The 12,399-nt window shown below is 44.8% G+C and carries 13 protein-coding genes; 5 read left to right on the forward strand and 8 right to left on the reverse strand.

Going from position 1 to position 12,399, the window contains the following annotated elements; all coding sequences use genetic code 11:
- Positions 1–37 precede the first annotated feature (37 nt).
- A complete protein-coding gene (locus AB4Z08_RS13820) occupies positions 38–406 on the forward strand; it encodes a winged helix-turn-helix transcriptional regulator (RefSeq protein WP_441574333.1) in 369 nt (122 codons plus the stop codon).
- A 13-nt stretch (positions 407–419) separates the two neighbouring features.
- Here AB4Z08_RS13820 and AB4Z08_RS13825 read toward each other — a convergent pair whose 3' ends face one another.
- A complete protein-coding gene (locus tag AB4Z08_RS13825; RefSeq protein ID WP_441574334.1) occupies positions 420–1,193 on the reverse strand; it encodes an AraC family transcriptional regulator in 774 nt (257 codons plus the stop codon).
- Positions 1,194–1,323: 130 nt separating this feature from the next.
- Positions 1,324–2,190: an NAD(P)-dependent oxidoreductase gene (locus AB4Z08_RS13830; protein WP_441574335.1), complete on the reverse strand. Its 867-nt coding sequence runs from the start codon at positions 2,188–2,190 to the stop codon at positions 1,324–1,326.
- A gap of 187 nt (positions 2,191–2,377) precedes the next feature.
- On the opposite strand from AB4Z08_RS13830, the gene AB4Z08_RS13835 reads away from it, so the two are divergent.
- Positions 2,378–2,749 carry a winged helix-turn-helix transcriptional regulator gene (locus AB4Z08_RS13835; protein WP_441574336.1) on the forward strand — a complete coding sequence of 124 codons (372 nt, stop codon included), beginning with the start codon at positions 2,378–2,380 and terminating at the stop codon, positions 2,747–2,749.
- An 87-nt stretch (positions 2,750–2,836) separates the two neighbouring features.
- Here AB4Z08_RS13835 and nudK read toward each other — a convergent pair whose 3' ends face one another.
- A complete protein-coding gene (gene nudK, locus AB4Z08_RS13840; RefSeq protein ID WP_441574337.1) occupies positions 2,837–3,415 on the reverse strand; it encodes a GDP-mannose pyrophosphatase NudK in 579 nt (192 codons plus the stop codon).
- 59 nt (positions 3,416–3,474) lie between these two features.
- On the opposite strand from nudK, the gene AB4Z08_RS13845 reads away from it, so the two are divergent.
- The 3 genes from AB4Z08_RS13845 to AB4Z08_RS13855 all read left to right on the forward strand — a co-directional run bounded on the left by AB4Z08_RS13845 (position 3,475) and on the right by AB4Z08_RS13855 (position 5,349).
- The gene (locus tag AB4Z08_RS13845; RefSeq protein WP_441574338.1) at positions 3,475–4,221 is read left to right on the forward strand and encodes a DeoR/GlpR family DNA-binding transcription regulator; all 747 of its coding nucleotides are present in this window, start codon (positions 3,475–3,477) and stop codon (positions 4,219–4,221) included.
- 42 nt (positions 4,222–4,263) lie between these two features.
- Positions 4,264–4,833 carry a Crp/Fnr family transcriptional regulator gene (locus AB4Z08_RS13850; protein WP_441574339.1) on the forward strand — a complete coding sequence of 190 codons (570 nt, stop codon included), beginning with the start codon at positions 4,264–4,266 and terminating at the stop codon, positions 4,831–4,833.
- A gap of 126 nt (positions 4,834–4,959) precedes the next feature.
- Positions 4,960–5,349, forward strand: coding sequence for a RidA family protein (locus AB4Z08_RS13855; RefSeq protein ID WP_441574340.1), 390 nt, complete (start codon positions 4,960–4,962; stop codon positions 5,347–5,349).
- A gap of 106 nt (positions 5,350–5,455) precedes the next feature.
- Here AB4Z08_RS13855 and AB4Z08_RS13860 read toward each other — a convergent pair whose 3' ends face one another.
- From AB4Z08_RS13860 to AB4Z08_RS13880, 5 genes are all read right to left on the reverse strand, one after another.
- On the reverse strand, positions 5,456–6,253 hold the full coding sequence (locus tag AB4Z08_RS13860) for an alpha/beta hydrolase (RefSeq protein ID WP_441574341.1): 798 nt from the start codon (positions 6,251–6,253) through the stop codon (positions 5,456–5,458).
- Between the two features lie 90 nt (positions 6,254–6,343).
- Entirely contained in the window at positions 6,344–8,296 is a 1,953-nt protein-coding gene (gene mrdA, locus AB4Z08_RS13865; RefSeq protein ID WP_441574342.1) for a penicillin-binding protein 2, read from the reverse strand.
- A 106-nt stretch (positions 8,297–8,402) separates the two neighbouring features.
- Positions 8,403–9,206 carry a hypothetical protein gene (locus AB4Z08_RS13870; protein ID WP_441574343.1) on the reverse strand — a complete coding sequence of 268 codons (804 nt, stop codon included), beginning with the start codon at positions 9,204–9,206 and terminating at the stop codon, positions 8,403–8,405.
- 147 nt (positions 9,207–9,353) lie between these two features.
- Positions 9,354–10,469 carry a glycoside hydrolase family 76 protein gene (locus AB4Z08_RS13875; protein WP_441574344.1) on the reverse strand — a complete coding sequence of 372 codons (1,116 nt, stop codon included), beginning with the start codon at positions 10,467–10,469 and terminating at the stop codon, positions 9,354–9,356.
- A gap of 132 nt (positions 10,470–10,601) precedes the next feature.
- Complete coding sequence (locus AB4Z08_RS13880) at positions 10,602–12,395, reverse strand: RagB/SusD family nutrient uptake outer membrane protein (protein ID WP_441574345.1); 1,794 nt, start codon at positions 12,393–12,395, stop codon at positions 10,602–10,604.
- Positions 12,396–12,399: the final 4 nt, after the last annotated feature.

Consider the following 12,399-nt stretch of genomic DNA (forward strand, 5'->3'; position numbering starts at 1 on the left):
AATAAGGATAATTTTGTCCTTATTAAAAAAGATAGCTATGTATGAAAAAAAGATCCCAAAAAGTTTTGCATGTGGCATGGCGATCATCATGGAAATTATTGGTGGTAAGTGGAAATCTTACCTGGTGTACCTTATTAACAAAGGCGTAAAAAGACCCAGTGAATTACAGCGTGCCATGCCCAGCGCCAGCAGACGGGTATTGGATTTGCAGCTGCGGGAACTGGAATTCCATGGCATTGTTCAGCGTACTATATTTCATGAATTACCGCCTAAAGTAGAATATTCACTCACCGCGTTTGGTGAATCTTTATTACCCGTAGTAGATGCGATGGATAAATGGGGAGAGGATTACCAGGATGTTTTTGAACAGCTCATGGCAAAGAAACTGGAGGCTACAGCAGTATAATAACAGCATGGCATTACCACCACGTCTCATTCTTAAAAAATGCCTGTGGTGTTTGCCCGGTAAATGCTTTAAAGTCTTTAATAAAATGTGCCTGATCGAAATACCCTGCATTATAGGCTGCTTCCGTCAAACTCTCTGCTTCGGAATAATGGTCCAGCAGATGTCTTAATCTTACAATGGCTGAAAACTGTTTGGGCGTACTGCCTACGCTGCGCCGGAACCTTTTTTCAAAAGCATCCTGGCTGATGAATAAGTCTGCCGCCAGCGACTTTATCTTTATATCTCCGTTGGTATCTTTAATCTGCTGCACGGCATGACTCACCAGCAAGTCAGGTGATTGTGCTCTTAATTCGGCTAACAGGAACGCCTCTACGACTGCTATCCGTTGCTGATCATCGGTGGCTTCACTCAAGCGTTCCTCTACTTCCCTGATTTTATGCAAACGAATCACATCATCCAGTGGTTGTTGTGCTTCAAACAATTCATGCAGTGGCGTTTTAAAAAAAGCAGTAGCGCCACCTTCCTGGAACACCACCAACAGATTAGCCGTATTGGGTTCATACTTTAGCTGACGTGCTGATTTTCTAAGTCCGCTCAACGCTGCTTCAGGCAGTTGATTGGTTAACGTTTGGGTGATATGGGTCACAGTACCTCTCACCCGGAAACTCATGACAACAGATGTATCTGGCAGTGTTGTATTTTCCATTCCTTCGCTGCTTTCAATAAGGAGAAAGGCTTTGACAAAAGGCCGAAGAACAGCAACCGGAAGATGACGTTCCATTTTCATATCATACGAGATTTCGTCTGTGAAGATAAGCAAAATTTAGCCTTACAGCCGGCTGCGATATTTACACCGGCTGCCCGCCTGCGGTGTAAATATCGCATTACCAGCTGTAAGACTAAAGCCTGTTAACTATCTATCGCATCGCTTTTATCAATGCGCCCAACTGCTCCTCTCCGTATCCCGCCTTTACTCCCTTATTCATCAACTGTTGCAGGAAGTGGGGCACCTCGCCGGTGATGCCTGCTTCCTGTGCCTGTTTTATCATTAAATCCATCGATACGATACAGGTTTTCAGCGCGCTTTGCGGATGGTCAAAATCGTTGTTGGCGATTACAACTCCTTCATGTCTTACCATTTCTCCCAACACTGGCGCGATCAGGTTGATCATATTACCCAATTCATTCACAGGTAGTTTTTCAGATTCAAAAATCCTGGCACCCTGCAGGAAGCCGGCGATCAGTCCAAACAAACTGGATAGTATGGACAGATCCCATGCTGCCGCAGCACCTACGGCGTCTCCCATATACATAGTGTTTCCACCCAGCACCTTAAGTATTGCTTCTCCACGTTCATAAGCCATTTTGCTTCCTGCTATAAAAATGGGAGTATCTGCTTTACCTATTTGTCTTGGTGTAGCCAGCAAAGCGCCATCCAGATAATCGGCGCCCTGAGAAATAGCCCACGTTTCCGCATTTCTGGCATCCTGTGGTGTGCCGGTGGTGAGCTCCAGCAGTAGCCTGCCACGCAGGTTTGCTCCGGCCGTTTCCAGCACGCTGCGGGTGATCTCATAATTATTCAGGCAGGTAATAATAACGGGGCTTGCCTTTACGGCTGCTGCCGCATCTGCTGCAAATAGCGCCCCATCCTGCAGCAGGGAAGATGCTTTTTCAGCTGTACGATTCCAGACTGTTACCTTATATCCATTATCCAGTAAGGTGCGTGCCAATACAAATCCCATGGGGCCCAAACCTATCACAGAGACGTTTTTATCTACGTTCATAGTATTCATTTAAATGTTTACAATGACGCAAATCTCACCACAATAGCAGTCCCTAACAATATGGGAAAAAAGATTCGGGCATGGAAAAATTTTTCACTATCCCACTGTGGCGGTTTTGCGGGGGAGACGGTCTGCCCAGGGATATCTGCTGCTTTAAAAAAGCTATCTTCATCACAAATATCAACGCATGTACGAGAAAAAAATACCAGAGAACCTGGACTGTGGCATCAGTGTATGTATGAAAGTAATGGGAGGTAAATGGAAAGCCTGGATCATTGAATCTATCCATGATGGCATCAGGCGTCCCAGCGAAATCCACCGGCAAATGGAAACTGAAGGCGCCAGCTTACGCGTCATTACCATGCACCTGAAGGAACTGGAAGACCTGGGCGTACTCTATAAAAAGATATATCCCGGCACACCATTAAAAGTAGAGTATTATCTCACTGAAGTAGGCATGAGTACGCTGCCGCTGATCAATGCCATGTCGCAATGGGGCAAAGAAAAGAAGCCCTACCTGATCGCGGGCGAACGTACTGCTTATCTGGCCGCTAATTAAAACACGGTCATTGATAATTTCGTTTAGCCGGTAAAGTGATCATGCTACTATTCCGTATATCCGATAAGGTTAGATGGAAATTTTCGTTTAGCCACACAGGTTATTGATGGCTGCATACTGCAACAGCATAATGGTTTTCCCATCCTTTATGTCTCCGGTCCGAATCATATCCATAGCTGCTGTAAAGGGTAATTCCAGTACTTCAATGTTCTCCTGCTCTTCTTCCAGTCCTCCGCCGGCATGTACCTGCTGTTCTTTGGAATAGGCTGCCACGAAGAAATATAATATCTCTGTTACAGAGCCCGGCGACATATACGCTTCAAATACCTTACGCACGTCAGTTACGTTGTAACCTGTTTCCTCGATGGTTTCCCGGCGTATACATTCTTCCGGATTATCCTGGTCCAGCAACCCTGCACAACACTCTATCATCATACCGGTGTCATTCCCATTTATATAAGTAGGCATCCGGAACTGCCGCGTGAGTATCACGGTTTTATTTTCTTTATTATATAGCAAGATGGTAGCCCCATTACCCCTGTCGTATGCTTCGCGCTCCTGCCGTACTATTACCCCATCATTTCCCTTCGCTTCATAGCTAATCTTTTTCAGTACATACCAGTTATCAGACAGGATTGTTGTTTCGAGGATTTTAATCTCTTTCATATTAAAATTGATCGTTTTTGATCGTTTTTGTTTATTTTTGATCAAGTTAAAGATTAAAAATGAATTTCCAGTTAAGAAAGCAAAAAATTCTGGCGCAGTTATCCGCACAGGGCGAGGTAGATACCAAAGCCCTGGCGCAATCGCTGGGTATTTCGGAGATCACCATCCGCAGAGACCTTAACCAACTATCGGATCATGGCCTGCTCTATCGTACCCATGGCGGCGCTATTCCTGTAACACAGCCGGAAATGCCACACCGGTTTATTAATAAGGCCGCTACCAACCAGGCCGCGAAAGATAAAATCTGCAGCAAAGCTGCCGCACAAATCAATGATGGCGATATTATCTTCATGGACTGTGGCAGCACGGTTTTCCGCTTATGCCAGTTCATTAAAGGCAAAAGAATCAAAGTCATCACCAACTCCATGCCTGTGATCAGTGAACTGCAAAACAGCCAGGTATCCCTGAACATCATTGGCGGCGAATATGATGCAGAGCGACAAGCCATTCATGGCAGCATGGCCATAGAACATATCCAAAGATACCAGGCAGGTAAAGCTTTCATTGGTGTAGATGGCATATCCTCGAAGGGATTATTTGCACATAGCGAAAAAGAAGCCGCTATTGCCCTGGCACTGGCCGCACAAAGCACACAAACCTACCTGCTATGTGATGCTGGCAAAATAGATAAGCCTTCCTATTTAAGATTTGCCCCACTGGAAATGGTGTACGCTATTGTAACGGATGCTGATCCGGCGGAGTTGAAATACTGTAAGAAGAAAGGCGTAAAGGTAATTGGTGTGTAGAACGCGTTTAAAACCGTATGAACCGCTAAAAGAAATAAGTACATGCAGGAACTACTACGAAAACATATAGAAAAAATAGTCCCACTCACGGAGGAGGAATTTGCGTTTGTAGCTGCTCATTTCACCATTAAAAATTATAAAAAAAGAGATTTTCTTATCCAGGAAGGTGAAAGTGTAAAGTATACTTATTTTGTAGTCTCGGGTCTGTTAATGCTCATATATAACGATGATGCGGGGAAGCAGCATATTGTTTCTTTCGCCATGGAAGACTGGTGGGAAAGTGATTTCCTGGCTTTTCACACCCAAACCAAAGCCACTATGTCTTTACAATGCCTGGAAGATACCGATGTGTTCTGTCTTTCGCTGCCAGACTATCAACACTTATGTGCAGGCCTCCAAAAGATGGAGCATTTTTTTCTTAAAAAAGCAAATGGTGGCCATATTGGGTCACAGCAACGCATTTTGTCTTTCCTAACCTCCAATGCAAAAGAACGTTACGAGCAACTCCTGAAACGATATCCTTCCCTGTCTCAAAGAGTACCTAAAACACTCCTGGCTTCCTACCTGGGCATTTCGCGTGAAACCCTTAGCAGAATCTGGCGTTCGGCTTAACCTTATTTCCATCGGTTTGTAATTGTGATATTTGTCACACAAAAGATGCCGTATTATGCTTCACCTTTGCCATGTACAATTTATTAATTGTTGTCTCTGCAGTGGCACAAACAAAAAAGCAAACCAATGGAAAAAAAAGTAATTAATCCGTGGAAATGGCAGGATGAGCGTAGCTATGTGCAGGCCGTTGAAGTAAAACAGACAACAGGCACACTCTATTGTGCAGGACAGGCAGCAGTATACCCAGATGGGCGTTCCAGTACCGATGACATGAAAACCCAGTTGATACTGGCCCTGCAAAACCTGGAACAGGTGATTAGCGAGGCGGGGTACGAATGCAGCGGTATCGTACGGTTAAATGTCTATACCACTTCATCAGAAGAGTTTTTTACCTGCTTTGATCTCTTTCAGGATTGGATAGCGAAGCATGGCGTTAAACAGGCGCTTACATTGTTCGAAGTGAAAAGTCTTTTTGAAACACTAAAGGTTGAATTTGAAGCGACCGTTGTAAAATAATTATTAAACGTATTAAAAGACAAAGGCCCGGTATTGTTCCGGGCCTTAATATTTAATAGATTAAAAATATTTCATTAACACAAACCAACTTTCAACAACGAAGAGGCTATTCCAATATCCGCCCCAATGCGGCTTTATAATCCGGATTCTCTGTCATCCCGTTATGTCCCTGCCCAGGCAGCGTTATGAGCGTATCCGCAGGCTTCAAACAAGCTTTCAGCTTCACTGCAGATGACTCATAATAAATCACCTCATCCTGATCTCCATGAAAAATCGTGATCGGTGCGGTGGTTGCCTGTACATATTTGTAAGTAGGAAAAGGATATTTTAAGATAAAGGAAGGCAGAAAAGGATACTGATGGTTCGCCATATCTGTCATGCTGTAATAAGGCGCCTGCAATATAAGTCGCTGTGGATGATTCACAGCAGCCAGTTTTGCAGCAGTGCCGGTGCCAACAGAATAGCCCAGGATAGTAATTTTATTTTCCGGGTACATTTTCTTCATGCTATCATATACCGTCTGTGCATCTTCATAAAACTGTGCTTCACTTTTAATGTTGCCACCACTTTTTCCATAGCCCCGGTAATCAAAAATAAACACGTCATATCGTAAACGTGTATACGTAGCTGCCACTTCTCCCCAGGTATCGAGAGCGCCGGCATTGCCATGCAGATAAAAAATCAATCCTTTGGCCGAGTCTCTTTTAAACAACAACCCATGCAGCAAAGTGCCGTCATTCATACGGATCTGCTGCTCTTCAAAAGGCTGGTGAAAGTGAAAGCTATAGTCTGCCGGTAACTTCTTAGGAAAAAAAAGTAAATGCTCCTGGATGAAGTATACAAGTATGCACACTGCTACATAGAACAACAATAATATACCGGCTATTTTCCAGATGATTTTCATCTTACTAATATACACAACAAAGCCGTTCCAACGGAGCGGAACGGCCTTATTATTAACAAACTATTTTACAAACTTCCAATCAATGCGGTATTAATGAAAATATTGCTTCAGCATCTCTGCTGCGGTTAATGCACCTGTAGTGGTATTTAAAGAGTCGATCTTCGACAACTCCAGCTTGGCAGCTGAAATGGTTGTTGTTTCCAGCATACGTTTCATTGTCAGCATTTTTGCAGCAGGTAGGGAATCCCGCAGGTACTTTTCCATCATCAGGTTGGCAATAGGTACTGCAAAGGTGGACCCCATACCGGCATTTTCCACAATCACCGCAATAGCAATACGGGGATGATCCCTGGGGGCAAACGCCACAAATACTGAATGATCTTTGAGGTCTACTACTTTACCATCTACGATGCCCCTGTTCTCTGCAGTGCCGGTTTTACCACATACATCAATTCCGTCCATGTGAGCACCCCTGCCGGTACCATGTTCTATTACATCTTCCATCCCAAAAATAACAGACCGGTAAGCGGTATCAGATACGTTCGCTACCACATGCTTTTCCTTGTATTTTTTCAGCAGGTCAGAATTATCCTGGTCAATCGACTCCACCAGGTGTGGTATATAATAGAAGCCCCTGTTGGCAATCATACACATGGCGTTGGCCATCTGCAGCGGTGTTACCGCTACCTGTCCCTGCCCCATGCCTACATATAATTCAGAACAGGAATTCCAGTTGCCGTTATAGAGCCGGTTCAACACGGTAGTATCAGCCACTATCCCCGGGCTTTCACCCGGTATGTCAATACCCAGTTTATGCCCCAGTCCGAATTTAGACATGTACTCTTTCCATTTGGTATGTCCCTTTTTCACACCACCCCATTTATCATTGTCTACTTCCATCCGGTACAGGTGCATAAAATAGGAATTGCAGGAATGCGCCATGGCAATACGCAGGTTGCTGGCATGACCAGCTTCACTGTGCATACAGTGAACAATATGTCCACAGGCGTTGTAAGCCCCGCGGCAGGGATATCCGAAGTCGGGTGTAATCAGTCCCTCATCCAGTGCTACTATGGCCGTTAGTGGTTTCATGGAAGATCCTGGCTGATAAGTAGCCTGGATGCCCCGGTTCAGGAACGGCTCTGTAGGATCCGTAAACAGCTTGCTGACATTTTTTGTACGGGAACTACCAGTAAGCAGATTAGGATCAAAAACAGGCCCGCTCACCATCGCCAGGATACCACCACTCTGCGGATCAATGGCCACGATGCTGCCTATCTTGTTGCGCATCAGTTGTTCTCCCAACACCTGCAATTCAATATCCAGTGACAGTCGCAGGTTTTTACCTGCAATAGCAGCAGTATCAAACACACCGTCCTCCAGTGATCCCTGGGGTCGGTTTAAATTGTCCTTTATAATATACTGTGTGCCTCGTTGCCCCATTAATATCGACTCATACGTTTTCTCCAAACCAGTCAACCCTACATAGTCACCGGACTGGTAATCAGCATACCCTTTCATCTTCAGCATAGCCGGCGATATTTCACCTATGTAGCCCAGTATATTGGCAGCCGCCTTATAAGGATAAGCACGTACCGGCCGTTGTACCAGCTCAAAGCCGGACTGGAACAGGTACATACTTTCCTGCAAACGGCTGTAAGTGGAGGGAGACAGTAATCCCGCGAAAACGGAAGGACGTACCCGCCCATTCTTCTTCACGGCATCGGCTATACGCGATTTAAATTCTTCGGCAGTTATCTGTAGAATATTACAGAGATAGGCCGTATCTATCTTCCTGACGGCAGCAGGTGTAACCACCAGGTCATACAAAATATCATTACTGAGAATACTCCGGTTTTGACGATCGAAAATGATGCCCCTGCTGGGATACACAATTTTCCGCGTGACCGCATTGGCATCAGCCAGCCGCACATACTTTTTATCGATTACCTGGAGGTAGAGCAACCTCGCAGCAAAAATTAAAACTAATCCTGTGATAATGAATACTACAACGAGTTTCCTGGGTTGATTATAAACGGACATGGTAAGTGATGGCAGGCATCTTTTAGAATTACAAAACTATTTCATAAAAATAGTTCTGAATAGAAAAATAGATGAGCGGCCATTACACCTGATGAGATCACCAACTTTACTTTCCTTCTTTTTTGAAGGTACCATTCACACCGTCCCAACTGTACTTTGCGGCGTCTTTCGTCACAGTCATAATGGGTTCTCCTTTCTTATCCACTTTCTCTGTCGCTACTTCCTCCACCATATTCCAGAAGATCATATCTGGTTGCCCATTCTTTTCTGCCGGGAAAGTAAATGTTTCGTCGTGATAAAAAGCACCAGCATCACCTACCGTATATCTATCCGGCAATGGCACCAGCCGGCCACCGTTCATCCAGGCAAAGTAGTAAAAGTTGGAAGGTACTCCACAGGCTGCCCCGTTAAAGCCCAACGTAATAATGTTCTGAACATTGGAAAGTCCCAGCCCGCTCATTATTTTAGACTCTGTAAAATTAGCATCCTCCCCGTCAGATACAAGACAGGAACTGGTAGCCATCAGCTTGCCGGCCTGCACCACCTTCAGTTTTACCAGGAACATCCTGGAAACAGTTTTAACACCATTGTCGATAATCGTTGAATCTACATGACGATCAATGGCATATACAAACTTGGTATCCCCTCTGCGCATGGGTGTAAAAGAGATTAATCCCTGCCAGAGGAATCCTTCTTTATCTATACCGTTCTTCTTATATTTTATCTCTAACCATGGACCTTTAAGCCCTTTCAGGGTAAGCAGTTTATCTGTAATCGCGGTAACCGTAACATCATCGCCGGTTAAAAGCGTATCTATTGGAGGTTGCTTGGTATCCGCGCTGATACGCACAAAGGCGGTATCTGCAAAAATATAACGGGAATCATTTACCTGTAAACTCCAGGTACGCATATCAGGCTCAGTTTCCTGGGCAAAAGCTACAGCCGTAATAAGAAAGGAGCAACAAACAAACGCAAAAAAAGCCATCGTTCTCATGAGGTATAAATAGATATTGAAACCCAAAAGTAACACTTTACCTCCTGAAAACGATGGTCCTTATCATTTTGCCGGAGGACAGATCTGCATCAGATACACAGCACTGCTGGCCTCATAGGATTGCAGCACACCTGTTACACAAGGCACCTTGTAATTGCGGTAAGTAAGTCCCCTGGTAACATCCCGGTTGCCCCAGGCGGCATTAATATTTTTCTGCATCCAGGGCAGGAACTGTGTTTGTTTAGCATCGGTAATCAGCAGCATCATGTACTCACCCAAAATAGCTTTCAGTACCCCCTGCTCATTCCAGTCTCCTTCTGCCGGCAGAATGCCATTTACATCACTCATGGTTTTCTGGGTGTAGGTCGCCGCCAGATTGGCCTCGTCAAGATAGCTTTTCGTACCGGTCACTTTATACAACATCACCGCTGCACCAATAAAGGTACCCTGGTTATAGGTATAATCAGACCAGCCTTTATTTCCATTGACATTGTTATCGGCAACCCTGCCGGTATTAGGATCAAACAGGTTATTCACACCCCAGCTATACACATCTTTCGCTTTCTGCAAATAGCCGTCATCACCAGTAATTTTATACAGCGTCATGGCAGCGATGACGGTAGGAAAATTGATGCAGGAATTTTTACCGCTATGATTAAAATCCCAGAACATGCCTCCCTTCACCGGATCATAGGAACCATCCCATACCCGTTTGAAACCAGATACAGAAAAATCCAGATACGCTTTGGTACCGGTGAGCTGATGCGCCCTGGCCAGGGATATTACCCACCACATGATATCATCATAGATGAACCATTCCCTGGTGTTGTTCCAATTGTATTTATCATAGCGGTTATAACCACCTTCGTACATATCAGTAACCCGTTTAAGGTCTGCTGCATCATTGGTACGTTTATATACATTCATCGCCATATCCCAGTAAATAGCCTGGGTCCAGATAGCACCGATATCTTTCTTCTCTGTATTGGCGTAATACAGTTTATCATTGGTACTGTAGAAATACTGGTTAAACGTATTATAGGCGGTACTGGCATCTTTAACAGTAAAAGATACTCCCTGCACCGGCGCCGGACCTACAGGCTCTTCTTTTGTAGTGCTTTTGGAACAGTTGCTGTGCAATAACAGCGTAACAAAAAGTATACGGGTAATCTTGTTCATATGATCGGGTTAAAGAAAGAATTACGAATGACGGAATTACGAATGACGGTTTTGTGGGTAGATGGTAAACGCGGATATCTACGCACAAATCCGTCATTCGTAATTCTTCCGTCATTCGTAATTCAAAATATTTTACCAGCCTAAATTCTGGATCAGTTGTCTGTCATTGTCCACGTCATCAGAAGGGATCGGGAACAGGTAATGCCGTTTGCTGAATACACGTGTTTCGAAAGGCACTACTTTTAGGAAATCAGGCAGATCGGCACTGATGTTCAAACCATAGATAGGTCCGTTCTCTGTTTGTTCTGCAATCTTCCACCTGCGCACATCAAAGAAACGATTGTTTTCAAAGGCCAGTTCTACCCGGCGTTCTTTGCGGATGGCTTCGCGCATGGCTGCCTGTCCGGCCGGTGCCGGTAATTCAGCAGAACCGTACAATGGAATACCTGCTCTTTCCCTGATCAGGTTTACATACTTCAGCGCTTCGGTACTACCCGGATCAGATTCATTCACGCATTCCGCGTAGCTCAGGTATATTTCTGCCAAACGTATCAGCATCAGCGTACGACCACCTACATCCCATTTATCCAGGCCCATGGCTTTACGCACAATATAACCGGTAGGGGTATAATCATTCCCTCCTGTTCTCTTACCGGAATTACCGGTACTATACAACCGTGTAATCAGGTCCGGATAATTTCTGTTTAACCAATGGCTGCCATCATAGGTGATATTTACATAAAACCTTGGCTCACGGCCTACCCACTGATTATAAATGCTGGCACTCACTTTATCATTCGGCGCCTTAAAATCTGAGTACCCGGTTTTTACATAGCCGGAAAGTGGATCGTCAATACTGCGGCCGTTCTTTGTAAAAAAAGCATCGACCATATTCTGCGTGGCGCCCAAACCGCCACTGCCTCTCACATCTCTCGAATTCTCACCACTATGATAAGGTGTCATTTCATACTGACGGGAGTTCAGGGAATTATCCGGACGAGCAAAAATCACTTCTTCATTCCAGTCATTCAGGAATACATCCCGGCAATCGAGATAAGCATTCTTCTCATTGTTAGCGTATGTCCTGGTATATAATTTATAAGTGCCTGGCACAAATTCATCCAGGAAAGCTTTGTAGGCGGCGGTAGCATCTTTCCATTTCTGCGGATCTACCGACTGACCAATCAGTTGCTTACCATCTTTGTTTCTCAGCGCTGCCATATCTGTATTACCATTGAAGAGCGGGCTGGCGCCGTACATCATGGCATTGGCCCTGAAAGCCAGCGCAATGCCTTTAGTAATATGACCTACGGTAGTAGAAGAATATTCTTTGGGCAACACGGCTGCTGCCTTCAATAATTCATCACTTACATAGTTGACACATTCCTCAAACGAATTACGCGGAATTTGCAAGGTGGTGTCTACCGATACCGGCTTCTCTCCCATCAATACAACGGGACCATATATACGCATCAGGTAAAAATAATACATGGCACGCAGCGCTCTGGCCTGCGCCTTGGCCTGGTCCTTCAGATCCGGGCTCAAGTCGGTGATTTTATCTGCGTTATCTATAAATACACTGGCTGCTCTGATTCCTTTGTAAAAGTTTCTCCAGTAGTCACCAACAAAACCGGATTTGGCATCCCAGTTACCAATATTTACATCATTCGACTGCACAAATCCCCATACGTAATCTGCCTCATCGCAGCCTCCCGTCCACAATCCACGGTTGGTATTATCACCGGGATTACGTTGTCCGAATTCATCCGGAATTCTGCTGTATACATTGTCCAGGAATCGTTGTGCGGTGGACCAGGTCCTGAATGTTTCATCAATGGTTAACCGGTCATCCGGTACCTGGTCCAGGAATTTCTTACAGGAAGATAATAACCCTATGGCCAGGAAAATATATAATAGCTTTTTCATGATC

Source organism: Chitinophaga sp. RAB17, assembly GCF_052114225.1.
Lineage (GTDB): Bacteria > Bacteroidota > Bacteroidia > Chitinophagales > Chitinophagaceae > Chitinophaga.